The sequence below is a fragment of the Deltaproteobacteria bacterium genome, from assembly GCA_005879535.1.
GTDB lineage: Bacteria > Myxococcota > Myxococcia > Myxococcales > 40CM-4-68-19 > 40CM-4-68-19.
The window spans coordinates 61,718-86,941 of sequence record VBKI01000066.1 but is presented as its reverse complement, the minus strand read 5'-3'; the positions used below and the strand labels follow the sequence as shown (position 1 = coordinate 86,941).

General features: G+C 69.2%; 24 protein-coding genes. 12 read left to right on the top strand and 12 right to left on the bottom strand.

Annotation, left to right across the window (positions count from 1 at the left end; translation table 11 throughout):
• Window positions 1–110: 110 nt before the first annotated feature.
• Together E6J58_13530 and E6J58_13525 are read right to left on the bottom strand one after the other, a co-directional pair.
• Complete coding sequence (locus E6J58_13530) at window positions 111–2,378, bottom strand: hypothetical protein (protein TMB36734.1); 2,268 nt, start codon at window positions 2,376–2,378, stop codon at window positions 111–113.
• Window positions 2,379–2,465: 87 nt separating this feature from the next.
• Window positions 2,466–4,571 (bottom strand): hybrid sensor histidine kinase/response regulator, encoded by a 2,106-nt coding sequence (locus tag E6J58_13525; protein ID TMB36733.1) that lies wholly within the window; start codon window positions 4,569–4,571, stop codon window positions 2,466–2,468.
• Between the two features lie 9 nt (window positions 4,572–4,580).
• On the opposite strand from E6J58_13525, the gene E6J58_13520 reads away from it, so the two are divergent.
• Genes E6J58_13520 through ruvA form a run of 5 tightly spaced genes read left to right on the top strand, consistent with a single transcriptional unit; the run spans window position 4,581 to window position 8,317 of the window.
• The gene (locus tag E6J58_13520) at window positions 4,581–4,862 is read left to right on the top strand and encodes a hypothetical protein (protein TMB36732.1); all 282 of its coding nucleotides are present in this window, start codon (window positions 4,581–4,583) and stop codon (window positions 4,860–4,862) included.
• Entirely contained in the window at window positions 4,859–6,379 is a 1,521-nt protein-coding gene (locus E6J58_13515; protein ID TMB36731.1) for a hypothetical protein, read from the top strand. Before E6J58_13520 ends, E6J58_13515 begins: the two co-directional genes overlap by 4 nt.
• Window positions 6,380–6,420: 41 nt before the next feature.
• On the top strand, window positions 6,421–7,176 hold the full coding sequence (locus tag E6J58_13510; GenBank protein TMB36730.1) for a YebC/PmpR family DNA-binding transcriptional regulator: 756 nt from the start codon (window positions 6,421–6,423) through the stop codon (window positions 7,174–7,176).
• Window positions 7,173–7,712: a crossover junction endodeoxyribonuclease RuvC gene (ruvC, locus tag E6J58_13505; GenBank protein ID TMB36729.1), complete on the top strand. Its 540-nt coding sequence runs from the start codon at window positions 7,173–7,175 to the stop codon at window positions 7,710–7,712. Before E6J58_13510 ends, ruvC begins: the two co-directional genes overlap by 4 nt.
• Window positions 7,709–8,317, top strand: coding sequence for a Holliday junction branch migration protein RuvA (gene ruvA, locus E6J58_13500; GenBank protein TMB36728.1), 609 nt, complete (start codon window positions 7,709–7,711; stop codon window positions 8,315–8,317). Before ruvC ends, ruvA begins: the two co-directional genes overlap by 4 nt.
• A 2-nt stretch (window positions 8,318–8,319) precedes the next feature.
• Here ruvA and E6J58_13495 read toward each other — a convergent pair whose 3' ends face one another.
• Window positions 8,320–9,069 carry a DUF4142 domain-containing protein gene (locus E6J58_13495; GenBank protein ID TMB36727.1) on the bottom strand — a complete coding sequence of 250 codons (750 nt, stop codon included), beginning with the start codon at window positions 9,067–9,069 and terminating at the stop codon, window positions 8,320–8,322.
• A 107-nt stretch (window positions 9,070–9,176) separates the two neighbouring features.
• On the opposite strand from E6J58_13495, the gene ruvB reads away from it, so the two are divergent.
• The 4 genes from ruvB (at window position 9,177) to E6J58_13475 (ending at window position 13,008) form a co-directional block, all read left to right on the top strand.
• Window positions 9,177–10,211 carry a Holliday junction branch migration DNA helicase RuvB gene (gene ruvB / locus E6J58_13490; GenBank protein TMB36726.1) on the top strand — a complete coding sequence of 345 codons (1,035 nt, stop codon included), beginning with the start codon at window positions 9,177–9,179 and terminating at the stop codon, window positions 10,209–10,211.
• Window positions 10,211–11,668 (top strand): hypothetical protein, encoded by a 1,458-nt coding sequence (locus E6J58_13485; GenBank protein TMB36725.1) that lies wholly within the window; start codon window positions 10,211–10,213, stop codon window positions 11,666–11,668. The genes ruvB and E6J58_13485 overlap by 1 nt, the downstream gene beginning before the upstream one ends.
• 209 nt (window positions 11,669–11,877) lie before the next feature.
• The gene (locus E6J58_13480; GenBank protein TMB36724.1) at window positions 11,878–12,807 is read left to right on the top strand and encodes a UDP-3-O-acyl-N-acetylglucosamine deacetylase; all 930 of its coding nucleotides are present in this window, start codon (window positions 11,878–11,880) and stop codon (window positions 12,805–12,807) included.
• 6 nt (window positions 12,808–12,813) lie between these two features.
• The gene (locus E6J58_13475) at window positions 12,814–13,008 is read left to right on the top strand and encodes an EAL domain-containing protein (GenBank protein ID TMB36723.1); all 195 of its coding nucleotides are present in this window, start codon (window positions 12,814–12,816) and stop codon (window positions 13,006–13,008) included.
• Here the strand turns inward: E6J58_13475 and E6J58_13470 are convergent.
• Both E6J58_13470 and E6J58_13465 read right to left on the bottom strand, forming a co-directional pair.
• A complete protein-coding gene (locus E6J58_13470) occupies window positions 12,977–14,170 on the bottom strand; it encodes a sodium:proton exchanger (protein TMB36722.1) in 1,194 nt (397 codons plus the stop codon). The genes E6J58_13475 and E6J58_13470 overlap by 32 nt on opposite strands.
• Window positions 14,171–14,173: 3 nt before the next feature.
• Window positions 14,174–14,611: a CoA-binding protein gene (locus tag E6J58_13465; protein ID TMB36721.1), complete on the bottom strand. Its 438-nt coding sequence runs from the start codon at window positions 14,609–14,611 to the stop codon at window positions 14,174–14,176.
• Between the two features lie 72 nt (window positions 14,612–14,683).
• On the opposite strand from E6J58_13465, the gene E6J58_13460 reads away from it, so the two are divergent.
• The 3 genes from E6J58_13460 to pyrF are packed head-to-tail and all read left to right on the top strand — an operon-like array spanning window position 14,684 to window position 18,169.
• Window positions 14,684–15,748, top strand: a complete 1,065-nt coding sequence (locus tag E6J58_13460; GenBank protein TMB36720.1) for a thioredoxin — start codon at window positions 14,684–14,686, stop codon at window positions 15,746–15,748.
• Between the two features lie 7 nt (window positions 15,749–15,755).
• Window positions 15,756–17,498 (top strand): proline--tRNA ligase, encoded by a 1,743-nt coding sequence (locus E6J58_13455; protein TMB36719.1) that lies wholly within the window; start codon window positions 15,756–15,758, stop codon window positions 17,496–17,498.
• A complete protein-coding gene (pyrF, locus tag E6J58_13450; protein ID TMB36718.1) occupies window positions 17,495–18,169 on the top strand; it encodes an orotidine-5'-phosphate decarboxylase in 675 nt (224 codons plus the stop codon). The genes E6J58_13455 and pyrF overlap by 4 nt, the downstream gene beginning before the upstream one ends.
• A 2-nt stretch (window positions 18,170–18,171) precedes the next feature.
• On the opposite strand, the gene E6J58_13445 is transcribed toward pyrF, so the two are convergent.
• The 7 genes from E6J58_13445 to E6J58_13415 are packed head-to-tail and all read right to left on the bottom strand — an operon-like array spanning window position 18,172 to window position 25,221.
• Window positions 18,172–18,723 carry a hypothetical protein gene (locus E6J58_13445; protein TMB36717.1) on the bottom strand — a complete coding sequence of 184 codons (552 nt, stop codon included), beginning with the start codon at window positions 18,721–18,723 and terminating at the stop codon, window positions 18,172–18,174.
• Window positions 18,724–18,770: 47 nt separating this feature from the next.
• A complete protein-coding gene (locus E6J58_13440) occupies window positions 18,771–18,995 on the bottom strand; it encodes a hypothetical protein (GenBank protein TMB36716.1) in 225 nt (74 codons plus the stop codon).
• A 2-nt stretch (window positions 18,996–18,997) separates the two neighbouring features.
• A complete protein-coding gene (gene gspN, locus E6J58_13435; GenBank protein ID TMB36715.1) occupies window positions 18,998–19,915 on the bottom strand; it encodes a type II secretion system protein GspN in 918 nt (305 codons plus the stop codon).
• Window positions 19,915–21,975: a type II secretion system protein M gene (locus E6J58_13430; GenBank protein ID TMB36812.1), complete on the bottom strand. Its 2,061-nt coding sequence runs from the start codon at window positions 21,973–21,975 to the stop codon at window positions 19,915–19,917. The genes gspN and E6J58_13430 overlap by 1 nt, the downstream gene beginning before the upstream one ends.
• Complete coding sequence (locus tag E6J58_13425; GenBank protein ID TMB36714.1) at window positions 21,932–23,374, bottom strand: general secretion pathway protein GspK; 1,443 nt, start codon at window positions 23,372–23,374, stop codon at window positions 21,932–21,934. The genes E6J58_13430 and E6J58_13425 overlap by 44 nt, the downstream gene beginning before the upstream one ends.
• Window positions 23,238–24,605 carry a prepilin-type N-terminal cleavage/methylation domain-containing protein gene (locus E6J58_13420; protein ID TMB36811.1) on the bottom strand — a complete coding sequence of 456 codons (1,368 nt, stop codon included), beginning with the start codon at window positions 24,603–24,605 and terminating at the stop codon, window positions 23,238–23,240. Before E6J58_13420 ends, E6J58_13425 begins: the two co-directional genes overlap by 137 nt.
• On the bottom strand, window positions 24,583–25,221 hold the full coding sequence (locus E6J58_13415; protein TMB36713.1) for a type II secretion system protein: 639 nt from the start codon (window positions 25,219–25,221) through the stop codon (window positions 24,583–24,585). The genes E6J58_13420 and E6J58_13415 overlap by 23 nt, the downstream gene beginning before the upstream one ends.
• Window positions 25,222–25,224 lie beyond the last annotated feature (3 nt).

Below are 25,224 nucleotides of genomic sequence, written 5' to 3'. Positions count from 1 at the left end.
AGCAGGCGAAGGCGCGCCACTATCGCGACGCCTACGAGACGCAGGCGCAGCAGGTGGAACAGCTCCGCAAGCGCGTCGCCGAGCTGGAGCGGCAGGGCTGCCGCTGACCATCACGGCGGGCGCAGCCGGAAGAGGAAGATCCCCATCTGTTCGCGGACGGCGGGAAGCTCCGCGCCCAGCGCGGCGAACGAGACTCCGCACATCCTCGGCCATCGTTGCTGGACGACCGTCGCGGCATCGGCCCCGGTCTGGTCGCGGATGAGCACCCAGCGGGCGCCGGTGCGCGCGAAGAACGCCGCTCGCACTGCGGGATCCCCGCTGCAGAGGCCATCGTCGAGATCGCGCCAGGAGAGCGGATAACTCGCACCGAGGTAGACGTTGAAGAGATACCGGCGGCCGCCGTACGGAAGCAGCGCCGCCGTCTCGCCGAGCGGCAGGACCCAATGCTCCCATCCGTCGAACGTCGCGTGCTCGGCCGGGATGATCACTCCGTCCGCTTGCGGAATGGCCGCCTCGACGTGGCGCAGCGCGCGAAGGTCCACGAGGCCGATGCGCGTCCAGAAACCGCGATGCTGCAACGGCCGATGCAGGTTCAGCCGGGCGGCGAGCGGCAGCGCGACCCACAGGGCGAGTCCAACCACCGCGCAGGCAGGATGTCGCTGCACGCCTGCGCCGATCGCCTCCGCCGGATCGACAGGCCGCAGTACGGGTTTCGCGAGGATCAGTGCGGAGCTGACGAGGGGCAGCCAGAGGAATCCGATGGTGACGTGCGCGCCGGAGAACGCAAGGTATCCGGCGAGAATGAACGATTCGTGCTGCTGGTCGTTCAACGCCGACGCAAGGTTCGTGGCGAAGGCGAGGCCGATGCCAGCGCCGGCAAGGCCCACGAGCGATGCGATCAGCAGCTTCACCTCCGGGCTCGCGGCACGCCGCCGCAGCGATCGCCAGGCTCCAGCCGCCGCAGCCGTGACAATCCAGACGAAGACCGGCAGGCCGGCGTAGTCGGCGACGAGGGCCGGTTGCACGAGGAAGGCGCTCTTGAAAGCGTTCTTGAAGCTCGCCAGGGTTGGAGACCGGAGAATGCGAATCGCATCGGACACCGCCGCTGCCACGGAATTCCACGGAGCGGCGAGCGCACTCCAGGCGGCTTCGGCTGCCTTTGCCAGCACGCACCGCGCATCGCTGCAAGGCGGGGCCGCGGGCGGGTTGTGAACCGATTTCTCACGGGCCGTGGCGAGGCCCGCCGCGACGGCCTCGTCGAACGTGAGCAGGCCCTCCCGATGCACTAGAGCGCGGCAGGCGGCGATCCTCGGCGCAGCGAGGCTGAGCACCCAGGGATCCTGCACGAGCACGAGCGCGCCCAGCGCGCTGCAGGCGACGAAGACCGTGGGCCGCGCTCGTGAAGCGTGCGGCGGCCCTGGGCGGAACACCACCCAGAACGCGGCGGCGACGGGCGCGGTGGCCGCAAAGAGGAGCACGACGACGATCGGGTTCCAGGTCACCGCCCAGGCGGCGACGAGAGGTGTCGTAGCGAGCGTCGCCGCTGCGGCGCGGGGAGCGTTCCGCGCCCACGCCACGATCAGGAGGACGATCGGCAGCATCAGCAGGCCATCGCTGCTGAAGCGCGGCGTGCCGAACAGATCCTGTGTTGGATAGGCCAGCGGGACGGCGAGAAACGCGTAGGCGAAGAACGCGAGCCCGACGGCAATCTCCCACCTCCATCGGCGAGGGACATCGCGGTCCCCGACCCCGGCAACCAGTTGTTCTGCGATGGCCAGAAGCGGCAGTCCGTTCTGCAAGAACGGCATGACCTTCGCGAAAGGTCCGGCAGGCAACCCGAACCCGGCCGCGTCCCAGAGAGCGGCGACGACGTGGAACGTGCGGGGGTAGTCGCCGAGGATCCGCGTCCCCGGCTCGGCGAGGGGAACGAATCCGCGGGTGACGATCTGCCCGATCCAGGCGATGTGCTCGTGGAGGTCGAGGCCGAACGCAGAGATGTCGCGGGAGTAGATCGAGAAGACGAGGCTCATGCTGCCGAGGCCGAGAAAAAACACCGATGCCTGCACCGGCGGCGACGGAGGTCGGCGCCGGAACTGTACAAGGGCAAGCGCAACGGCAGGCGGGACGATCAGCGCTGCCAGTGGAAGCGAAATCCCCAGCCGGCGCGCGGACAGCCCGTTCAGCGGCATGACGAGGGCCGCTGCTGCGAGCAGACCAAACTGCCCAAGATAGACGGTGGTCCAGGGACCCAGGTTCTCGACGCCGAGCAGCCTTCTTGCGACAACCCTCCCGTAGACGCCGATTACGACGAGCGCCACCCCGAAGCTCGCCGCGTACAGCGCCTGCTGCAGGGACCAGGCGGGCAAGAACAGCGCCACCAACGCGAGCCCGAGTGACGGCGCGCCGCCGCGCGGCGGTTCAGCCGTCGGCGCCGGTGCCGGGCCTTCGAGCACATTGGGCGTTTATCACGGAACGAAGCCCGGACCGGCCGGTGCCTTCCCGTCCGCTCCCGCCGGTGCAATCGTGCGTCGCACCGCGTCGAGCAGCGATTCCGGCGCAAACGGCTTCTCCACGAACGCCTCGCATGCCAGCTCTTGCGCGGCGGCAGCAACTTCGCGGTCGGCGGAGAAGAGCACCACCCGGGGCGCGAGACCTTCCGCGCGCACGGCGACGAGCAGCGCCCTCCCGTCCATGTCGGGCATCCGGAGATCGAGGACGACGACGTCCGGCGGATCCGCCTTGATCTTCGCCAGCGCGGCGCGGCCTCCGCCGGCCCAGTCGGCTTCGAACCCGTGCTCCCCGAGGAACTCCGCCATCATCCGGGCGATGGGCTCGTCGTCGTCCACGACCAGAACGCGCCCTTCGCCCCCTCCGAATCTGCCGGCAGCGCCCGAACGCAGCGGCACCTCGAGCACCAGCGCGTGCGCCTCGGCGTGAAGCGTGCCCCCATGCAGCTCGGCGGCGTGACGGGCAATCATCAGGGCCATTCCCAGGCCCTGACGGTGCGCAGGGGGGGCTTCCCAAAGCGGCTCGAGCGCATGCTGCGGTTCGGGCAACGGATCGCCGTTCCACTGGACGCTGATCCGGGCGTGGCCTGCACGCCTGCGCGCATCGATGCTCACCGGACCGAGGGAACGGGCGCGCACGACCATCGCCGTCAAGGCGCGCTCGATGCGCTCGCGATCCGCAAGGAGCGGAAGGCCCGGCTCGATGTGCGCGTCGACGTCGGCATCGGCGCCGAGTCGGCGGAGCGAACGCCGCGCCGCCTCGACCAGCTCGATCACTTCGCAAGGCTCCTGGTGCAGCACGAAGCGGCCGGTCTCGATGCGAGAGACTTCCAGCATCTCTTCGAGAAGGGCGTGGAGGCGTTCCGCCTGCCGCTCCAGGACCTGGACGTGCCTCGGATCGCAGGGCTCGCCTTTCTCCAGCCGCCGCGCCAGCGAGTAGGAGAAGCCCTTGATGCTGGTGAGCGGCGTCTTCAGCTCATGCGCGGCGAGCGAGAGGAAACGGTCCTTGCGGGACTCGCGCTCGGCGGCGGCGAGCACCGCGGCGGCGCGGGTGAGGAGCGGTTGCAGCGGGCGCAGGTCGCGCAGCCCTCCGTCGAAGATGATGGAGAGGGCGCCGACGACCTGGTCGTGCACGAGCAGCGGCACCGCCGCCGCGCCTTCACCCCATTCGACGTTCCCGCTCTCCAGGCCGCGGCTCGCCAGCTCCGGGGTACAGGGCTCCCCGTCGCAGCCGAGCATCTGCAGCCCGGCGCCGGTTTTCAGGTGGACGGCGACGCCGGCGGCGCCCGAGAGCCGCCGGGCGATGCGCGCGATGCGCCGCGCGAGCTCGCGCGTGTTCTCGCCCTCGAGGGCCGCGTCGGCGAGCTGGGCCGCCGCTCCTGACGAGAGGAACGCGGTCTCGATCCGGCGTTGCAGCGAGAACACCGAGCGCAGGAATCGCAGCGATCGGATGTCCAGTGCCTTGCGCAGCGACCCCCGCACGATGCGCGCTCCGTCGCGGACGAGACCGAGCGCAGTGCCGGTCGGCGCATTGGCGACGCGTGCGCGCAAGCCGGCGCGCTGCGTCGGCCGCCGGAGCCATGCGGACCAGAACGGCTGTTGCTGCGCAGGACGTAGTTCGAGCACGCGCCGCAGGCTCCGGGGTGAGGGGTCCGGTTTTCGCACCCCCGGCGTGCCAATCTGGGCACGGCGGGACGGCCGCGAAACTGGGAAATCCGGCGACTTTCGTCGTGTTTGCTCCGGCACAAGCCCTGCAAAAACGCACGTGGGCGGTCGAGTTTCGGACTGCCGGGAGGGGGAGTGGCGGGACCGCTCGCACTGGCAGTGTGGCTTCTCGCCGCGCCTGCGGGAGAGTCGGAGCCTGGCTTGCTGCAGACGCAGGAAGCGGCCGCGAAGCTTGCCGGAGGGCAGTCTGCGGCGGACGATGGGCGGGTGGCACGAGCGCGCGCAGCGCGCTGGGCGCCACAACTGCGCGCACAGGCCTCCGGGCGCGAGGACGAGAAGACGCGTGCAGGCGAATTCAGGCTCGCGCCACTGCTCGAGCACGACTTCGCAGCTGGACATGCGTGGTTCGTGGCCCTCACCTGGGACTTCTCGCAGCTGGTCTTCGCCCGCGAGGAGACCCAGCTGGCCCTCGCGCACGCGCAACTCGCCCGCGCGCGGCGCGACGCTGCGGAACGGGCGGCGCAGCTCTGGATCGAGCGGCAGAAGGCGCGGGCGCTGTGGACGGCAGCCGGCACGCGGGAATCGTGCTTCGCACTGCTGCGGGCCACCGCGGCGCTGGTTGCCCTCACCGGCTTGTTCCGCGACGCCGTGGCCCGGGAAGAGGCCGCTTGCGCATCGGAGTCGCGATGAAATGGGCGTGCATCGCGATGGCCCTCATCGCTTGCGCGAAGCCGTCTGCCGTCGACGCTCTGCCCGACGCGGGGACGTCCCAGCCCACGGTGCAGGACGTGGAGCCGCATCCTGGACCCGTGCAGGCGGACGCGAGGTTCACGGTGCGCTTCTCGTCTTCGATGGACGAGGGCCAGCTCCTCGCCGCTTCCGGCCGGAGCGAGAGCGTGGTGCTGGCGCTGGAGGCCGACGTCGAGCGGGCGGCGGCGGCCATCGAGCATGCGCCGCTCTCCGCACACGAGCGGACGCTGCTGTTGCCGGCCGCCGCGGAGGTCGCAGCCGATCGACGATCGATCTCGCTCGTGCCGGACCAGGCCCTCGCTCCCGGAGGGTACTTCCTGCTCGTCTCGCCGCGGCTCAAGGACGAGCTCGGGCGCCGCCTGGCGGGAAACGGCGCCCGCTTCGCCTTCCATGCCGTCGCACCGCCGCCGACGGCAACGCTCCAGTTCCCGCCCGCCGGCGGCGAGGCGCCCTGGAACCTCCAGGTGGTCCGCGCCTCGGCGCAGAGCGGCCGGGCCGCGCTTCTCGGCCCGCGCGGCGAGGAGCTTGCGGCCGCCGACGCACACGGCCCGATCGAGTTGAAGCTGCCGGGCCCTCTCGCCGCAGGCGCGGAGTACTCGCTCACGCTCGACGGGTCCGCCGTGGCTGGGCAGACCTTCACCGCCGCGCCCTGCGCGCGCAACGCCGCTCCCGCTCTTCAGGGCGGCGCCGCGGAGCTCGTCGCGCGCGATACCGGAGTCACCGCCAGGCTCGTCCTGGACTGGCCGGCGCAGATCGGCATCACCATAGAAGATGGGCGCGGGGCCGCCGTCGCGGCCGCCAGCCAGATCCTCTGCGCGCCACCTGCGTGCGGCCCGCAGAGCTTTGCTTGCGCGGGATCGCTCCGGATCGACGGGCTCCAACCCGCATCCGACTATACGCTGTCCGTCACTGCGCGCGACGATTTCGGGTTCGTCTTGCGGGCGGCGCCGCAGGCGTTCAGCACCGTTGCCGCTTTGCCCCGCGCACTCGTTTCCGAAGTGATGGCTTCCGGCGTCGAGGGCGAGTACGTGGAGCTCGTCAATCTGGGGCCCGGCGCCGCCGACCTGGAGGCGCTGGCGCTCCAAGGCAGCGACGGGATCCTGAGGTCGCTGCTCGCGAGCCCACCACCTCTTCCGGCGATCCTGGCGCCGGGCTCGCGTGCGCTGGCCGTGGGTGCCTCGTTCGACCCCGCGTTGTACCCGGCGATGCCGGCGGGCACTCCCGTGCTGCGGGCATCGACTCAGCGACTGCTCGGTCGCGGGCTGTCAGACGATGCGCCGCCGCCCTTCCGGCTGGTCACATCCGCCGCAGTTCTTGTGGAGCTGGCGGAATTCCCTGGGTCCGACCGGCATTGTCTCGCCGGAGCCAGCCTGCAGCGCGACGAGGCGCCGCCGCCCGACGCACCGGCCACATGGAGCTGCGGCCGGGTCGGCGGCACTCCAGGGCGTGCGCCCTAGACCACATCCATGCTAGAGCCGCGCGTTGGAGGACCCTCGCGATGTCCGGCCACAACCGGTGGACGAAAATCAAGCGCAAGAAAGAAGCGATGGGCGCCAGCAAGGGGGCCCTGTTCACGAAGCTGATCCGCGAGGTGACGGTCGCTGCCCGCATCGGCGGAGGGGATCCGGACCACAACGCCCGGCTCCGCTCCGCGGTCCTCGCCGCGCGCGAAGCCAACATGCCCGCCGACAACATCACCCGCGCCATCAAGAAAGGCACCGGCGAGCTGGAAGGCGTGAGCTACGAGGAGCTGACGTACGAGGGTTACGGGCCCGGCGGCGTGGCGTTCGTCCTGGAGATCCTCACCGACAACAAGAACCGGACGGCCGGCGACGTGCGCGCCATCTTCACCAAGGGCGGCGGCAGCATGGCGGCCTCCGGCGCCGTCGCCTTCCAATTCGATCGCAAGGGAATCGTCCCCGTCAAGAAGGGGGCCGGCGAGGACCAGGTGATGGAGCTCGCGCTGGACGCCGGCGCCGAGGACGTGCTCCCGGACGGCGAGGGGGGATTCGAGGTCCGCACCGACACGGCGTCGCTCCTGCACGTGCACAAGGCGCTGGAGGGCAAGATCCCGGTGGGCGCGCCGAAGATGGCGTACCTGCCGAAGTCCACGGTGCAGGTCTCCGGAGAGACGGCGGAGAAGGTACTGCGGCTGGTCGAGAACCTCGAGGAGAACGACGACGTGCAGCACGTCTACGCAAACTTCGAGATTCCCGACGAGGAGATGGCCGCGATAGAGTCCCGGGTACAGTGAAGGTCTTCGGGATCGATCCCGGTTCGAGGTACTGCGGCTTCGGCGTCGTCGAGGACGCCGGCGGCACCAGCGTGCGCCACCTGGCGCACGGCGTCCTCGAGGTGGGCGCGGGCGGCGCGATCGAGGATCGGTTGTGCGCGCTCCATGAAGGCCTCTCGCGCGAATTGCTCCTTCACCGTCCGCAGATCGTTGCGCTCGAGGACGTCTTCCACGCGAAGAACGCGCGTTCCGCGCTGGTCCTCGGCCAGGCGCGAGGCGTTGCCATCCTCGCCGCCGCCCAGGCGCGCGTCCCGGTGCGCAGCTTCGCTCCCAGCGTCATCAAGCAGGCCGTGACCGGGACGGGGCGCGCGGAGAAGGAGCAGGTGGGCAGGATGGTCGCCATGGTGCTCGGAATCCCGATCCCCGCCCGATTCGACGCCAGCGATGCGCTCGCGGCAGCCATCTGCGGCGTGCTGCGCGCACGCGACCCGGAAGCGTCTGCACCGCGGCCGCGGACCGACTGGCGGTCGGCGCTTGCGCGGAGGTTCGCGAAGTGATCGCGCGGCTCTCCGGGACGGTGCTGGAGAAGCGCGGCGACGCCGCGATCCTCGACGTGCAGGGCGTGGGATATCTGGTCCATCTCTCGCTGCAGTCCATGGCCGGGCTGCCGCCCGAAGGCACACGCGCGCAGCTCCGCTGCTACACGCATGTTCGCGAGGACGCCCTGCAGCTCTTCGGTTTTCTCACGATGGAGGAAGAGGAGCTCTTCCACCTCTTGATCTCCGTCTCCGGCGTGGGACCGAAGCTCGGAATCAACATCCTCTCCGGAATGCCGGCGACGGAGCTCGCCTCCGCGATCCTTCACGGAGAGCTCGCTCGCCTGACGAAGATCCCGGGCGTCGGAAAGAAGACGGCGGAGCGTCTCGTGCTCGAGCTGAAAGACCGCCTCCGCACCAGCGGTCTCGTCAACGGCGCCCGCCCCTCGCGCCCGCCGCCGTCGACGTCTTCCGACGAGGTGCTCCTTTCGGCGCTGGTCAACCTCGGCTATCGGCCCGCGGCCGCCGAGCGCACGGCGGAGACGGTACGCCGGAACCTCGGCGCCGCCGCGCCACTCGAGGATCAGCTCCGGGAAGCGCTGCGCCTGATCGCCGGCGCGTCCTAGCGTTACTTCGACAGCGAGTCGACCAGCGCCTGCGCGTGATCGCGGTGCTCGGCGACCACCGAGCGCACGCTCTCCAGCAGCGACTTGAGGTCGGCGTTCTGTGCGTCGGAAATCAGTTTCTCGTCGAGCGTCGCGAGGACCTGTCGGTGGAAGGCGAGCTCGTGCTCGGCATACGCCTTCTCGAAATCCTTGCCCTTGAGAGGCTGCAGATTCGCGAGATCGTCGCCGGCGCGCCGCGTCAGCGAACGCGATGTCTCGTTCTCCTCCGGCATGAGCCCGAGCCTCTTCACCAGCGCCGCCGCCTGCTTGTCGGCTGCCGTGTGGTCGCGGATCATGTCGCTCGCGAATCGCTTGACCTGGGCATTCTTCGCCTTCTTCCTCGCCGCTTGCGCGGCATCGATCTCCACCTTGTTCGCCGCCGCGGCCACGGCAGCGATCTGCGCGTCGCTCAGGCGTCCGGTGGCGCCGCCGTCCATCGCCGACGAGGCGCCCGAGCTCGCGCCGCTGGCAGCCTCTCGCGCGGCCTCGGCTGCGGTGGATGCGGCGCCTGAAACCGCGCCGGCCGCGGCAGCGCCAGCGTCGGCGATGCCTTGCCCCGCGGACCGGACGCCCGATGCGACGTTACCGGCTGCGGTGCCTGCCCCTTCGCCGATGTCTTGCGCGATGCTTCCGCCGTCGTCTGCTGCGGCCACCGCCAACGAGACCGCGCAGATCGAGACCGCCAACCTCCCGAGAGACGCCGTGGAGCGCATGTGCGTGTTCCTCGCCAGGGATCGAGCTCCCGCGGCGCCCTCTAGAACGCTTCTCGCAGCATGTACAGCGTAAATCGTAGACGTCGGCTGTGGTACCTTGATTGGAGATGCGAGAGGAACCGCTCGAGGACCGCACGACCGCATCGGCCGCTGCCGGTGACGACGCGCGGTTCGACCTGACGCTGCGCCCGCGCGACTTTTCCGAAGTGGTCGGACAGCGCGCCCTGATCGAGAACCTGAAGGTATTCGTCAAGGCGGCCGCCGCTCGCAAGGAACCGCTCGATCACGTGCTGTTTTGCGGGCCTCCGGGGCTGGGGAAGACCTCGTTCGCGCACGTGATCGCCCACGAGCTCGGCTCGCAGATCCACGTCACCTCCGGCCCGGCGCTGGAGCGCAAGGGCGACCTGGCGGGAATCTTGACGAATCTGGCCGAGAATGACGTCCTGTTCATCGACGAGATCCACAGGATGAACCCGGCGATCGAGGAGAACCTCTACCCGGCGATGGAGAGCTTCACGTTCGACATCGTGATCGGGGATGGGGCGGGCGCCCGCGCACTGAAGCTGCCGCTGAAGAGATTCACGCTGATCGGCGCGACCACGCGCACGGGGTTGCTCACGGGCCCGCTGCGCGATCGGTTCGGCATCGTCAGCCGACTCGATTACTACCCGCCGGAGGACCTCCAGGAGATCGTCCGACGCTCGGCGCTCAAGCTCACCGTGCGCCTCGACGACGGCGGCGCGCGGGAAATTGCCCGGCGGGCACGTGGGACACCCAGGATCGCCAATCGGCTGCTGCGGAGGGTGCGCGATTTCGCCGAGGTCGAAGGAGACGGCGCCGTCAACCGGCCGGTCGCGGATCGGGCCCTGCAGCGGCTGGAGGTGGACGCCGCGGGGCTCGACGCCATGGATCGAAAGATCCTCGTATCGCTGATCGACAAGTTCGGCGGCGGTCCGGTGGGCTTGGAGACCCTGGCCACCGCCACCGGCGAACGATCCGACACGCTGGAGGACGTGTACGAGCCCTATCTGCTGATGGAGGGCTACCTGGCACGGACGCCGCGCGGACGCGTCGCCACCCAACGCGCCTTCGAGCACCTGGGCAAGAAAGCTCCGGCGGGGCCGCAGGGTTCGCTCCTCTGATGCCCGCAGCCTCGGAAAAGCGCGCCTTCGCGCAAGACTTCTTCTTCGAGCTGATGCGCGACTCGCAGCGAGTCCGCGCCGTCTACCTGGCGGAGCGCGAACGGTGGATCCGCAGCCTCGAGGTGAGCGGCCGCGAGGAGATCCTCTTCGAGCTGGAAGTGCTGCTGTCCGGCATCGACCGGTTCTTCAACCTCCGCAACCTCTTCGGCGAGGCGCAGCCTCCGCAGGAGCGCGACTGGAAGGAGGAGCTGAAGGCCACCCGCGACGCCGTGCACCGCAGCGTCCACCTCTCCCGAAAGCTCATCGAACAGCGCCAGGAACAGGCGCTGCTGTTTCGCAACTTCGTGGAAGGGTCCCTCGGAGACGACCGCGCGCGGGCGCGCCTCGGCTCGGAGCTGCGTGAGCAACGGACGCCGGAGGAATCGTTGTTCCTCCTCCGCAGCGGCCTCGTGGCGCACCAGGGCATCCTCGATCAGCTGCTGCGTCTCGACGGCGCGCCACAGTCCCTCTTCCTCGACGTCGGGCAGGCGCTGCAACACGAGCTGTTCGTCTCGCGTTACTTCTGTCCGCCGGCCGCGCTGGAGTTCCGCGCCGAGTACGACCGCATCGGCTCGGTTCTCCTGCTCGAGGCCCTCCGCCTGCTCGAGGACGAGAAGAAGCGCCGCGCGTTCGCGTTGGCCCTGCTCGCCTCGTTCCGCGCGCTCCGCTCGCTCCGCTACGTCCCCTCACCGCCGGTCCCCCACACCCGCCGGGTCCTGGTGATCCTCGCGCTCGTCCGCAGCGAGCTGCACGCGCTGGTGGGTTATCTGGAGGGTGATCTGCCGCGGCTCTCGCCCGCGGCTGGACTGGTGGCTGCGGCGGGCAAGGCCGCGGCGGAGAAGATCAGACAGGTGCTCGCCGCGATTCCGCCGCTGCTCGCGCAGCCCCTCACCGATCGCGCGCAGCTCGATCTGCAGCGTGACAAGCTCGCGGAGGCGACCAAGCTGTGCGTCGGCATTCTTGCCAACGCGCTGGATCCCGCCATGGGACACTACGCGCTCTTCGAAGACGACGCCGCGCGCACCGACCAGAGTGAGCGGCTGCGCATGGATCTCTGGATCTTCCGCGAGATGTGCCGGTACACGGCTCACGCATTGGAGCAGCCGGCAGCGACGCCGGAAGCGGCGGAGCCACTGCGGCGCTACGCCACCGAGTTCCGCGACGTCGGTTACCAGCTGTTGCGCCACTCCGATCGCGAGCTGTTCGACCGGTTCCTCGATCTGCTCGAGGGTTGGTCGGGCCGCCGGGGTGAAAGCACGCAAATCCGCATGCAGCGATTGCGCGACGATTGTCATCGGTTTGCCGAGATCCTCGAGCGCGCCCTCGACCTGGTCTCGAAGCGGTCAGAATTGCAGAAGATTCCCATCGACGAGTCGAGCTATCGGGAAGCGCTTGCCAAAGTGCAGAAGGGGCGATAAGGGAGGCGCCCCTTATCCAACACCGTGACAGCGGTGTCAGCATTTGGGCAGGCAGTGAACGGACGCCCGCAGCCTGCAGGGCACGAGTGCGGCGCGCCAACTCCGCATCGTCACTAGATTTCGTCACTCCGGGGCGTTCCCCGGCACAGTTGTTGCTGACTCGCCGCATTTGCTGCTGCCGCACCAACCCCGGAGGAGACGCACCAGGCATGGATCTCCATCCCTTTCGCCAGAGGACGTTGAAGCAGCGCGCAGCACTGTCAGGCGTCGGGCTTCACTCTGGCGCCAGCGTCGCCCTGACGCTGGCCCCGGCGCCGGTGGACAGCGGAATCGTGTTCGTCCGCGACGGTGTGGAAATCCCGGCGCTCTCCGAGTTCGTGGTCGATACCACGCTGAATACGTCGCTGGGACGCGGCAGGGTCCGCATCGGTACGGTGGAGCACGTACTCGCTGCGCTGGCCGGTTGCGGAATCGACAACGCCCGCGTCGAGGTGGAAGGCCCGGAGGTTCCCATCGCCGACGGCAGTGCGGATCCGTTCGTGGCGCTGTTACGCGAAGCGGGCGTCCACGAGCAGCGCGCCGCCCGCCGCTATCTGCTCGTGCGCAGAGGGGTGGCGGTGAGCGAAGGCGACAAGGCGGCGCGCCTCTCGCCGGCGCGCGGCCGACTGGTGGTCGACTACACCATCGACTTCTGCCACCCGCTCATCTCCGATCAGTGCTTCCGCCTCGAGGTGAACGAGAAGTCGTTCCAGAAGGAGATCGCCCGCGCCCGCACGTTCGGGTTCAAGCGCGACGTCGAACGGCTGCACACCGCCGGGCTCGCCCGCGGCGGCTCGCTGGAGAACGCCGTCGTGGTCGACGATTTCAACATCCTCAACCCCGAAGGGCTGCGCTATCCGGACGAGTTCGTCCGCCACAAGATTCTCGACGCGATGGGGGATCTCTCGCTGCTCGGCATGCCCGTCCTCGGGCGATTCACAGCGCTGAAGTCGGGGCACGCGCTGAACCAGCAGCTCGTGCGCAAGATCCTCGCCGAGCACGACGCCTGCGAGGTGGTTCAGCCGCGCGCGGCCGACGAGTTGCACGCGCTTCAGGAAAGCCTGCTTCCGGTGCTGGCGCTGGAAGAGCAGGTCGCATAGCCGGCCTTGGGCAAGAACCTCGGAGTCGACGTGATCGCCGAGGGAGTGGAAACGGCGCAGCAGGCGCAAGTGCTGAACCGCCTCGGCTGCAGCTACGTCCAGGGGCATCTTTTCAGCGAGGCGTTGGATGCAGATGCCGCCGGGCGACTGGTCGCCAGCGACGCTCCCTTCACGCCGGAGGCGGCGAGGGTGCCGGTGTGAGGGTGGCGCGCACGATGCGGGGGAGCTCGCGGCGGCGTTGGATGAGCAGGACGGCCGCGATCACCGCGTAAGCGGCCGCGAGCCCGACGCGGACGGTGGGCTGAGGAAACGGGAACTGCAGCGCGAAGAGGGCGAGCAAGGCGAGCGCCTCCCAGAGGTGAAGCTGGAGATCGGCAAGGACCGCGAATCCAAGCACGGTCTGCGCCGCGGTGAGGATGAACTCCTCGGTCTGACGCGTGTCCAGCCCGATGCCTTCGGCTCCGCCGCCTCCGATGGCGTAGGCGATGGGGAGGCTCCCCACGAGCAGCGTCCATTGATTCACCTTGGCGGAGAGCAGCATGCCCAGGGCCGGATCCTGCTCGCCTCGCAGGGCAAGGACCGCCGCTACCAGCAGCTCCGGCGACTCGGACGAGATCGGCGCGAGCCACTGCACCAGCAGGAACTCGTCGATCCCGAGCCGGCGTCCGCCTTCCACCAGCGCCGCGGCGAACGGCCCGGCGGCGATTGTGACGAACGCGGTGGCCCCGAGCATCAGGCCGATGACCGTCGCGCGGCGCGCGGGCGGAAGGAGGTCGCCGATCCGTTTCGCCACGCCGACGAGCCGCGGTTCGGCATGCTCTCCACCCGCTGCCCGCCACAGGTAGACGAAGAAGATGGCGAGCAGCACCACGGAGTCGTACCAGGCGATCCGGCGCGTGAACGGGACGACCAGCGAATACAAGCTGGCGGCAGCGAGAAAACCAAGCTCTACGCGGCGGTTGTTGCGCAGGGCGATCCCGCTCGGCCGCCGCCCGCCTTGCCGCCCGCCGAGGACGAAGAGGAGGACGACGAACGGCCATCCGAGGCCGAGCAAAAGCCGGTTGCTGCCCGTCATGTTCGCCGCGGCATAGTGCGCGTTTTGGGGGATGTGTCCGGCGCTCCAGGCGAAGTACAGGTCCACGGCGTACTCGGGGAGGACGGCGATCACCGCGAGGATTGCCGTGGCGAGGCTGCCGGAGATGTCGCGCTGCGCAGCCTCCGCTGCCCACACGAGGAGGAAGGCGGACGCCACGACGGCGGAACCGAAGACCGCGATCGCCGCCGGCGGCGGAAGGTGGACGCCGCTCAGCCGCAGCACGAGCGCGGGCAGCGCCACGGCGAGAGCGACCGCGATCCTGCGCATGGATCAGGCCGGCGGCGGTTTGGAGGAGAGACCGGCCTTGCGGTGCTCCTTCAGCATGCAGCGATCCATGACGACCACGAGCCCGGCAGCGCGCGCGCGAAGCGCTGCCTCCTCGTCGATGACGCCTTCCTGCATCCAGACGGCCGGCACGCGAAGCCGGATGGCCTCGTCGAGGTGCGCGCCCACTTCCGAGCTGCGGCGGAAGTGGTCGACGATATCGACGGCGAAGGGAACGTCCGAGAGCCGCTCGTACACCTTCTCGCCCAGGATTTCTCCACCACCCGGTCGCACCGGAACGATGCGGTAGCCGTTCCCCTGCAAGTACATCGACACGCTGTAGGAGGGGCGGTCCGGGTCCGGCGAGAGGCCCACCACGGCCACCGTCTTGACGCGCTGGAGCAGCGCCTTGATTTCGCCCGGGCTTGGGTTCTGGAACGACAAATGCCTCCCGATTGTTGACGTAGGCGCCGCGCCCGCCTAGGGTGCGCGGTTCGCCGCGTCTGGGAGAGTGTCATGAAGAGCCGTACTTTGCACGCCTTGGCGGTCGCTTGCGCCGCGTCCTTCGTCGCCTGCAGGACAGGAGGGGGAAAGAGCGCGTCCGGTGGCATCGCCGGAATGGACCCGACGACGAAGGTGGCGGAAGTCGACGGGCAGCCCGTCACGTACGGCGACCTCCAGAACGATCACGAGGTGGGCGCCAAGCTGCGGCAGGCCGAGGTGAAGGCGCTCACCGATCTGTACGACCAGCGCCGGGGCCTGCTCGACGAGATGATCAGCCGCCGGCTGCTCGAAGAAGAGGCGAAGGCGAAGGGCAAGACCGTCGAGCAGTGGTACCAGACGGAATACGTGACCTCGGTGCCCGAGCCGTCGGACGCTGAAGCGAAGGCGTTCTACGAGGAGCACAAGGCGCAGGTGCCCCAGGGTCAAACCTTCGACGACTTGAAGGACCGGATCAAGCAGGCGGTCCGGCAGCAGAAGCTCCGCGAAGGGATGGGGAAGGTGCTGGACGATCTCAAGTCCAGGCATCACGTGCAGGTCTCGCTCCAGGCGCCGGATCTGCCGCGGATCGACGTGGAGGCGAAGGGCCCGTCGCGCGGTCCGACCAACGCGCCCGTGACCATCGTGGAGTTCAGCGACTTCCAGTGCCCCTACTGCGGGCGCGAGTACCCGGTGATCGAGAGGCTGATGAAGGAGTACGACGGCAAGTTGCGGCTGGTGTTCCGCCACTATCCCCTCGACTTCCATCCCTTCGCGCAGAAGGCGGCGGAGGCGGGCGCGTGCGCGCAGGACCAGGGGAAGTTCTGGGAGCTGCACGACAAGATGTTCACCAACCAGGGCAAGCTCGCGGTTGCGGATCTCAAGGGATACGCCAAGTTGCTGGGGATGGACGCGCCGAAGTTCGACAAGTGCCTCGACAGCGGGGAAAAGAAGGCGCTGGTCGACGACGACCTGAAGGCGGGATCGGCCGCGGGCGTGAATGGAACGCCGGCGTTCTTCATCAACGGCATCTTCGTCAACGGCGCGCAGCCCTACGAGCACATGAAGCAGGCCGTCGATCGGGAGCTGAGGAAGGGATAGACGCGGCATGAGGATGAGCAAATCGTTCACGCCGACGCTCAAGGAGGTGCCGGCGGACGCGATCGTCGCCTCGCACCAGCTCCTCGTTCGCGCGGGCTACATCCGCCAGCTCGCCGCCGGCATCTACTCCATCCTCCCGCTCGGGCAACGCTCGATCCTCCGGATCACCGCCATCGTGCGCGAGGAGATGAATGCCATCGGGGCGCAGGAGTTCTACTTGCCCGCCTTGAACCCGCGCGAGGTCTGGGAGGAGTCGGGCCGCTGGGCGGTGATGGGCGAGAACATGTTCCGCCTGAAGGACCGGAAGGGCGCGGATCTCTGCCTGGCCATGACGCACGAGGAGATCTTCACCGTGCTGGCGCGGGCGGAGCTGCGCAGCTACCGGCAGCTGCCGCAGGGCTGGTACCAGATCCAGACCAAGTTCCGCGACGAGCCGCGGCCGAAGAGCGGGCTGTTGCGGGTGCGGCAGTTCACCATGAAGGACAGCTACTCGTTCGACCTCGATCCCGCCGGCCTGGACAAGTCGTTCGAGGACCACCGCGAGGCGTACGTCCGCATCTTCGGGCGCTGCGGCCTGAAGACCATCCAGGTGGAGGCCCATTCGGGCGCCATGGGTGGCTCGGGCTCGACCGAATTCATGGTGCCGACGGACGCGGGAGAGGATCTGATCGCCTCCTGCGAGAAATGCGGATACGCCGCGAACACCGAGAAGGCCGAGTCGCGGGTGGAGACGCCGGATCGGTACAAGGCGGCCGGCGCGTCGCCCGGGCTCGAGGAGTTTGCCACCCCTGGCGTGCTGACCATCGAGGCTCTCTCCGGAAGACCGTACAACGTGGCAGCGGACCAGCAGCTCAAGACGCTGATCTACGTCGCCGACGAGAAGCCCGTGGCCGCCATCGTGCGCGGCGACGACCAGCTGAACGAGGCCAAGCTGCAGACCGCAACCGGAGCGTCGGTATTGCGGCCGGCGCATCCCGAGGAAATCCAGCGGTGGATGGGCGCCAGGCCGGGCTCGCTCGGCGGCCTCGGTCTCGCGGAGAAGAGCTTGCGCGTCTTCATCGACCAGCGCCTCGTCGGCCTCAGCGGTCTCGTCACCGGAGCGAACAAGGACGGCTTCCACCTGCGCAACGTGTCGGTGCCCCGCGACCTCGCGCACGCGACGCCCGTGGACCTGCGAACGGTGAGCGCCGGCGAGGGTTGTCCCCGCTGCGGAAGTCCACTCACCGTCGGCAAGGCGCTGGAGGTCGGTCACATCTTCAAGCTGGGCACGCGCTACTCGGAGTCGATGGGGGCGCGGGTCCTCGACGAGAGCGGCAAGGAAGTTCCGATCATCATGGGCAGCTACGGAATCGGCATCGAACGGATCCTGGCCGGCGCCGTGGAGCTGCACCACGACGCCGACGGCATCCGCATGCCGATGAGCATCGCGCCGTTCCACGTCTCGCTGCTGCCGTTGCAGATGCAGGACGCCGCCGTCCGCGACGCGGCGGAGAAGCTGTACCGCGAGCTGACGGACGCGGGAGTGGACGTCCTCCTCGACGATCGGGACGAGCGCGCCGGCGTGAAGTTCAAGGATGCTGACCTGATCGGGCTGCCGCTACGCATCGCCGTGGGAAAGAAGGGGCTCGCCGACGGGAGGGTGGAGTGGAAAGCGCGAGGAGCAAAGGATCTGGAGCTGGTCGCGTTGCAGGAAGTCGTCGAGCGCACCCGGGCGGCGGTGCGCGACGGCGGAGGGAAACTCTCGCCGTGAACCGGATCTGCGCCGCCCTCGACGTCGGCGATCCGGGCGCTGCGGAGCGGCTCGCTTCCCGGCTGCTGGGTCACGTCGGCTTGTTCAAGGTTGGCCTCGAGCTGTTCGTCGCGCATGGACGAGCCGCGGTCGAAGCGGTTCGCCGATTCGGCCAGCCGATCTTCCTCGATCTGAAGCTGCACGATATCCCGCAGACCGTCGAGGGCGCCGCCCGCGGCGCCGCATCGCTCAGCGTCGACTACGTCACCGTACATGCCAGCGGCGGTGTGGAGATGATCCGCGCGGCGCGGCGGGCGCTGCCGCGCACGAAGCTGTTGGCCGTGACGGCGCTGACTTCCCTCGGCCCCGACGACCTGGACGCGGTAGGTCTGTCCCGCGACGCGGTTCCCCGGCTCGCGAAGTTGGCAATGGGCGCCGGCGCGGACGGAATCGTCTGCTCGCCGCAGGAAGTGGCGGCGCTGCGTGCGGCACTGGGTCCTGGACCCCTCCTGGTCGTGCCTGGAATCCGGCCGGCGGGTACGGGCAGCGGTGACCAGCGTCGGACGGGCACTCCCGCGGAGGCGGTTCGCGCCGGAGCGAACATCCTCGTGATCGGACGGGCCCTTCGCGATGCGCCGGATCCCGCGGCAGCCGCGGACGCGATCGCGCGGGAGATCGCCTCGCTGCCCTGAAGTCAACGCCTGTCGCGGTACTTCTGGTCGAGCCTCCGCCGCTGCGCCTCCGCCTGTTCGGCGCCGTCGCCGGCCTTGCGCGACAGCTCCGCGAGGAGTTTCTGTGCGGACGCGTCGGCGCCGGAAGCTTCGACGCGACCCTTCGCACGCCCAAGCTGGATGTCCCAGGCCACCTGGTAGCGCTGCGCCCATTCCTTCAGCTGCTGGACCGTGAACAGCGCGTCGGCGTAGGCCATCAACGCGTCATCCTTCGGATCGACCTCGCGGAACTTGCCCGGCTCCGTCTCGTACTCGCCGAGGTAGAGACGCGCCTCGCCGAAGAGGAACTTGTCGTTTCCATCGCCGAGCGGCCCGTCGACTGCGTGCACGTGGTTGGGCTCGCTCCACGCAGGCCTGCGGCGGGCATCGCCCACGGCCTCCGCCGCGATGTGGCGCGCGGCCGCATCGGTTACCTTGCTGCGGCTGCGGTACGCCAGCGCCTGAGGGTCGTCATGCAGCGCGGGCGGCCGCGAGGTGCAAGCTGCGACCGCGAGCAGAAGGACGGCGCTGCGCATGCGACAAGGCTCGCACGGGCGCCGCGTCCGGATCAAACGACCCTCCCTCATCGATGCTCGACGCGGGCGCCGCGGAGCGGAGGAAATGGCGCGTCGATGTTCCGCAGATGCTTGTCCCAGAACCACAGCGTGCAAGCCTCGACGTACCCGAGCCTGGAGCCGCCGACGCCGTGCGAGAAGACGATGACGGGAAGTGGTCCTCCCTCGGCGGGGTAGTGGACGCGGACGAGAAGCCCGTCGAGATCGCGATCCGCGACGCGCGGGCTCGCCATGGTCACCTGCCCGGCCGCGCCTGCAGCCGGGAGAGAGGACCCGTGAACGTGAAGACGTAGCTGCCGTCGCCCTGCCGCGCGTTCTGGATCAGGCCCATCATCCCTTTGATGGCCGCGTTCTCATTCAGCCAGCGATCGCCGGGGCGGAAGCGGAGATGAAGGTCGGCTTGCGAGAGCGAGAGCAGGGGCCGCAGGTTGACGTTGCCGTCCATGTCTGCCTCGACGTCGCCGCCCCGCGTCCCGGTCTTTTCGACGCGGGCGATGCCCTTTTCCACCGAGACCGAGCCGTCCAGCCGGCCGACGGCGGTCCGCGGGATCGCGAACCCCATCACGGCGCCGCCGGTCACCGTGCCATCGTCGAGCGAGAGAGTCAGCGCGCCGCGCGCCACTTCCACCGGCAGCAATGCGGGTAGATCTGCCTTCATCCGCAGCTTGCCGCTCGCGCTCACTCCCGCCATCTCGCGGAGCGGCAACGCCGCCAGATCGACGTCGGAAGCATCGAGCCGGAACGACGAGACGCCGGGCACGCGCGGGTCATTGCTGAGGGCGACGTGGCCCCGGGCGGTCCCTCCGTATCCCTGGACCGAGAAGCCGAACGACGTCCGGCGCAGGAGCATCGCGAAGAGATCGGGGCTGACCACGGCCCGATCGAATCGGAGCTCGGGCCAGGGCGCGGACCCGGCCGGCAGGATCCGCACCCGCACGTCGCGCGCCCGCACCGAGGCGAGACCGCCGGCGCCGACGCTGCCGAGAGTCAGCTCGGCGCCTGCCCGCTGCGCCTCGATCTCGATCCGACGCGCGAGGACGTCGTAGGGAAAGGTGAAGACGAGGAACAAGAGGAAGGCGAGGAATCCTCCGGCGGGCAGGAGCAGGCGGCGCAGCACCGGATAGCGCGCGAAGATCGCCAGCTCCGATGCCATCAGGACCCCTGCCAGGCGCTCACGCTCAGGGATACATCCAGCAGATCCTTGTTCTCGTACGCCTTTCGCATGCGCAAGCGGCGGACGCGCACGACGCCGGGGCTGTGCTCGATGTCGGTGATCAGCTTTACCAGCTTGTCCAGCGAGACCTTGCCGAGATTGACCTCGACCGACGTCTCGCGGGGCCTTCCGTTCTGGCCGCCGGAGATGACGCCACGGTCGCTCATCCCCCCGACCTCGACGCCGGCGTTGCGCGCGGTCGCGTCCACGAAGGTCATCAGCGCCGGCGGGCTCTGCCGCAGGCGCGCTTCCAGCAGCTGGCGCTCCTGTTCCTGGGCGCCGTAGCCGCCAGCGAGGCGGGAGATCTTCTCGAAGTCGGCGCGCTTGTCGTCCAGCGCAAACTCGGCGCGGCGGATGGCGGCGCTGAAGCTCGCCCAGGCAATCAGCACCACGAAGAGCAGGACGCCTCCGGCCGCCATCAGCACCAACCGGCGCTCCCGCGGAGAGGCAGCGGCGATCCAGGCCTGAGCGTCGGCCCACAGGGCGCGGATGCGGTCGAGCACGCGATGCATCACGCGCCTCCCGAGGTTTCGCCTGAGCACGTGTACGGGAAGTCCATCGCGAACGTCACCCTGTTCCCGCCAGGCGCCTTGTCTGTCTTGGGCGGCTTGATCTCCCCGAAGCAGCGATTCTTGCGCAGCGCCGCGGTGATCTCCTCGACCTTGCCAAAAGTCTCCGCCGTGCCCCTCAGCCGCACCGACGCCGTGGTCACCTCGACGTCCTCGAGCAGCGGCAACGATCCCTCGGGCATGTGCGCGACCAGCTCGGCGAGCACGTCGGCGGCGGACACGCGCGGAATTCCGGCTGCGCGCGAGCGGCCTCCGGAGAGCTGGGCCAGGGCCTGCCGATAATCCGTCAGGCATGTTCCGAGGATACGGCGGGTCGCGGTGCAGACGGCGTCGTCGTACTCGGCCATCTGCCCGTGCAGCGAGGTGACGCGGGCGATGCCGAGGACGAGGCCGAGCACGAGCAGCACCGCCGCGGCGATCCCGATCCGGACCAGCCTGCCGCGGACGTGGGACAGATCCTTCGTGAAGGCGAACTCGCCCTTTCGGAAGTTGACCCGTCCGCGCGGAAACTGCGCCCGCAGGGCGAGGCCCAGAGCCAATGCATCCCCGGGATCGCCCGCCGGGAGAGTGAGCGGCTCGGCCGGCACATGGGTCTCCGCGGAGAGTCGCTCGGTCGCTTCCGGCAGCGAGGCGACGGCGCCCGCCAACAGCAACCTCTGCGGCGCGGCGTTCCGTGAGCGCAGCGAGATCTTGAGGTCCCTGGCCAACAGCGAAAGGAGCCGCTCGCGGGCCGCGGGATCGGTGATGGCTGCCGTCCACGCCGCGGCGTTCGAGGCGGCCAGGGCGCGGGCGAGGACCGGCCGGCCCGCATCGAGCACCACCAGATCGGCCCGCTCCGGGCCGGCGTAGAGCAGCGCCGCCGTCAAGGGGGCCTCGCCCTCGGGGACGAGGACGGGACGCTCGCCGAGAGCGGCGAGCGCCAGCGGCGCCAACGTGATGACGCGAGGGTCGAGGCCTGCGGCGGCGAGAGCATCGAGGTGCTCGCGCAGGGCCGCCTTCTTGACCACGCCGACGAGCACTTCCGCCTTCCCGCCGACGAGTCCGAGCACCGCCGCGTCCCAGACCACCTCGGACAGGTCGAACGGGATCGCGCCCTCGACCTCGGCGGGAAGCACCTGCTCGATCCGCCTCGGGTCCGAGAAGGGCAGCGTGATCAGGTGCGTCGCGGCCAGCGAGCCGGGAAGGGCTACCGCCAGGGAGTCGTCCGGGCCGAGAGGTGGTGTCAGATCGAGCGCGGCGAGTCCCGCTCGCAGGCGCTCCGCCGGAGTGCCGTCGGCCAGCAGGAGCGCCGATCGCACGTCCTGCACGGCGAAGCCGCGGAAGCCGCTCTGCAGCGTCGCCACGCGCAGCGAGTCCTGCGCCCAATCGAGGCCCACGTTCCGGTGCATCAGTCTTCCTTCCAGTACAGCATCTTTCCCATTCCGTCGTCATATCGGACGACGGCGGTGAGCTGCTTCTCGATGCGGCCCACCCGCCCGGTCGCGCTGATGCGGAACGTGTCGCTCGTCGACCCGAACAGGTTGTTGGCGTTGCCGCGCTGCGCCGGGTCGATTTCCGGCCGCAGCCGGATGGCGTTCGCCTGCAGGATGGAAACGAAGTCCTGCGCGGAGAGCCCGAAGAAGGAGAACATCTTCCGGAGCTGGATCTCCTGCAGGATGGTCTGCAACAGCCGGGGATCGCGCAGCTTCGGATCGTTGGCGTTGGCCGCGGCGATCAGGATGTTGGTGAGCATCTGCTGCGGGTCGTCGGTGTTGACGTTGAGCTTGGAGTTGATGTCCGGCCAGATGGTGAGCCGATCCCCGAATGCCGCCATGAACCGGTCGTTGACGCCGCGGACCATGTACAGCTCCTCCAGGCTGTCGAACCTCCCGTTCTTCGCCTTGTACCGCGGCTCGTACCGGGAGTAGGCGGCGTTCTCGTCGCTGAACCCGTTGGCGAACGGGCGTTGCGGGTTCGCGGGATCGAGCGCGGTGGCGGTCTCGTCGATGTCGATCCAGTCCTTCAACGCCAGGATCACGTCGTCTCGGCGGACGCGGTCGCGGTTCGCATCCTCCTCGTCGAAGATGAAGTCGTATTTCGGATCGGCCATCATCGCGCGCAGCTGCGTCAGCACCGCCAGCGGCGTGTTGCCCAGGGCGTCGAGCGCCTGCACGTTGATCCGGCTGTTCTCGTCCACGATCTTCGCGTGGAAGCTGCCGTCGAAGGCACCGAAGGTGTGGCTCACCGCCCGCGTCTCTCGTGGAGGCGGAGGAAGCGTGCGCGCGTCGCTGCCTGGCGGCTGCTGGAGCCCGACGATGTTGCCGGACAGCAGCGCGCTGAACGCGTTGGAGTCGATGGGCACGACCTGCCAGAGCCGGATGCCGAGATTGTTCGTGCCGGCGGCAGCCGGAGTGCGCGGCTGTCCGGTAGTGGTCCCCCCGGCCGCTCCGCCGAGAATGGATCCGGCGATTCCGCCGGCGACCTGGCCGCCGAGCTGATCGACCTGCTTCTGGAAGTGGAGAAGCAGGCGGGAGAGGTTCACGGCCGACTTCGCCAGATACTCGGCTCGCGTCTCGTCGCGCAGGTTCTCCGCCAGCTTCAGCGAGACGCGCGAGCTGTAGCTGAAGTCCACCCCGATGGCCGCGAGGATGGCGATGGTGGTGAGGACCAGGATCAGCGCGATGCCGCGGTGCTGGACGGGAGCGGAGCGCATCTCAGAAGTCCAGCGGCGTGGAGAGAGGAATGCGGGCCTGCGTCGACCAGGTCCGCTCCTTTCCCTGCTCGTCGAGCACGGTGATGGCGATGCGCACGCGAGACGGCAGCACCGCGCCACCGGTGCGCGGGGGCGCATTCGATTGCCACTCGTCGCGCCATTCCCGGGCGGTTGCGTCCCAGGCCTGGACAGTGAAGCGGAGCACGTCCTCGGCCAGGACGGCCCTCTCACCGCCGCGGTCGGGCTCCTCGTCGATCTGCGACTTCACACGGCGAAAGAGCGACCTCTTCCCGTTGGAATCGCGATCGAGGCGGTAGTCGAACACCGCCTGGTCGGACTCTTTGGCGTCGACGTGCAGCCGCTGGTGGGCGAACGAGGTCAGCGTGAGGATGGCCTCGCTACGGCCGTCCTTGAGGGTGAAGAACGTGGGCCGCTCGCGGAAGCGCTTGCGATCGTAGTGCTCGGAGAGGAACGTCATCGAGACTTCCCGGGCGATCCGGTCGAGGGCTCCGCGCACGGTCTGATCCCGCTCCTCCGCGCTCTCGACCCGGCGCTTCAGATCGTATGCGCCGTCGAAGCTCTTCCAGGTCAGACCGCCGATGAGCGCCATCACGGCCACGGCGATCATCACCTCCAGCAAGGTGAACCCGCGCCTGTTCATGGCTGCGTACTCCGCGGCGTCACCTGCTGCCCACCCTGTGGCGAGACGGTGTTCTGAAGCGCCGGATTCGGGACCGCCCCCTGCGGCAGGATGACGACGATCTGCGACGCGGACACCGAGCGGCGATCCTTCCCGTCGCTCCAGCTCACCGTCAGCCGGATCTCGCGGACGCTCTTCTTCAGGGTCTCGATGAACGTGGTCGCCTGCCCCTGCAGGATGCCGCCGATGGGCCCGCTCAACAGCGCCGCTGCTCCGCCACCGGAAGGGACGGGTGCGCTCCCCGATCCGCCCAGCAGCGAGCCGGCCAGAGCCGACGCGGCGCTGGCAAGACTGCCGGTCCGCGAGGTTCCTCCCTGTCCTTGCGTTCCCCCGCCGATCAGGCTGAGGAGCTGCGCGGGGTCGAGCCGGACGTCGGGGCGGAGGATCTCCGCGCTCCAGGCGTAAGGGGGGGCGCCGTCGTCGGTGAAATCGCCGTGCTTCTCGTCGTCGAAGTCGGAAAAGCCGTTCTTCTGCAGGTCGTCCTCGACGTCCAGCATCTTGCCGCGCAGCAGGAGCGTCGCCTCCGTGGCCCGTCGCCCGTAGGCGTGCATCGTCACGGCACCGCCGTTGAGTCCCGAGATGGCAACCAGCGCGATGGCCAGGATGGCCAGCGAGATCATCACTTCCAGCAACGTGAAACCGCGCCTCATCGGGTCTGCCCCGTTGCATCGACGCGGTCGGCCACCACCCGGACACGGCCAGTGAGGGGCGAGACGAGCAGGGAGTAGACGTCGTCGGCCTGGGCGACGTGGATCGACGCCTCCTCCGTCAGACCGCTCGACCAGAAATAGAGAAACGACTGGCCGGTGGTGTACCGCTCGGTCTGGTGTTGCACCCAGACGTCGGTGAACTTCACCGATCCCCCGAGCTCGGTCCTGGGAATGTCCGGCGAAGCGGAGAAGGCGCTCTTCCGCGCGAGCTCGAGCCGTTCCCGGTCCTCGTCGGACAACGTCGCCCGCGTCTGCAGCGACTCGTCCGCGCCCGGGATCCGCGCTCCGCTCCGGGATTGCTCGCCCTCCCGCGCGAGCCGCACGTTGGTCTTCGCGCACTCCGACCAGTAGGCGTTCGCATCGAGATCCAGCACCAGACGGCAGGTATGCCCGCCGATGGCGGTGCTGCCGTACAGGGAGCGGACAGCCCCGGCGAGCTGTCCGCTCTTCTGCCGCAGCTGTGCGCGCGTGACGGAGGAGAGGGCCGGGACGGCGACGGCGAGCATGAGCGCCACCACCGCGAGAGTAACGCCGACCTCGATCAGCGTCATGCCCCTGTCCCGGCGCGCGCGCATCCG

Coding starts and splice junctions, on each gene's coding strand:
- gspN (TMB36715.1), bottom strand. CDS start 19,915: ATGGCATCGGAGCTGGCGATCTTCGCGCGCTATCCGGTGCTGCGCCGC.
- E6J58_13525 (TMB36733.1), bottom strand. CDS start 4,571: ATGTCCAGCTGCGAAGTCGTGCTCGAGCAGTGGCGCGAGCCTGAATTC.
- E6J58_13470 (TMB36722.1), bottom strand. CDS start 14,170: ATGCGCAGGATCGCGGTCGCTCTCGCCGTGGCGCTGCCCGCGCTCGTG.
- E6J58_13430 (TMB36812.1), bottom strand. CDS start 21,975: ATGACGACGGAATGGGAAAGATGCTGTACTGGAAGGAAGACTGATGCA.
- E6J58_13515 (TMB36731.1), top strand. CDS start 4,859: ATGAAATGGGCGTGCATCGCGATGGCCCTCATCGCTTGCGCGAAGCCG.
- E6J58_13480 (TMB36724.1), top strand. CDS start 11,878: ATGGATCTCCATCCCTTTCGCCAGAGGACGTTGAAGCAGCGCGCAGCA.
- E6J58_13415 (TMB36713.1), bottom strand. CDS start 25,221: ATGCGCGCGCGCCGGGACAGGGGCATGACGCTGATCGAGGTCGGCGTT.
- E6J58_13460 (TMB36720.1), top strand. CDS start 14,684: ATGAAGAGCCGTACTTTGCACGCCTTGGCGGTCGCTTGCGCCGCGTCC.
- ruvB (TMB36726.1), top strand. CDS start 9,177: ATGCGAGAGGAACCGCTCGAGGACCGCACGACCGCATCGGCCGCTGCC.
- E6J58_13445 (TMB36717.1), bottom strand. CDS start 18,723: ATGCGCAGCGCCGTCCTTCTGCTCGCGGTCGCAGCTTGCACCTCGCGG.
- E6J58_13510 (TMB36730.1), top strand. CDS start 6,421: ATGTCCGGCCACAACCGGTGGACGAAAATCAAGCGCAAGAAAGAAGCG.
- E6J58_13420 (TMB36811.1), bottom strand. CDS start 24,605: ATGCAACGGGGCAGACCCGATGAGGCGCGGTTTCACGTTGCTGGAAGT.
- E6J58_13440 (TMB36716.1), bottom strand. CDS start 18,995: ATGGCGAGCCCGCGCGTCGCGGATCGCGATCTCGACGGGCTTCTCGTC.
- E6J58_13425 (TMB36714.1), bottom strand. CDS start 23,374: ATGCGCCCCCGCGCACCGGTGGCGCGGTGCTGCCGTCTCGCGTGCGCA.
- E6J58_13485 (TMB36725.1), top strand. CDS start 10,211: ATGCCCGCAGCCTCGGAAAAGCGCGCCTTCGCGCAAGACTTCTTCTTC.
- E6J58_13455 (TMB36719.1), top strand. CDS start 15,756: ATGAGGATGAGCAAATCGTTCACGCCGACGCTCAAGGAGGTGCCGGCG.
- E6J58_13495 (TMB36727.1), bottom strand. CDS start 9,069: ATGCGCTCCACGGCGTCTCTCGGGAGGTTGGCGGTCTCGATCTGCGCG.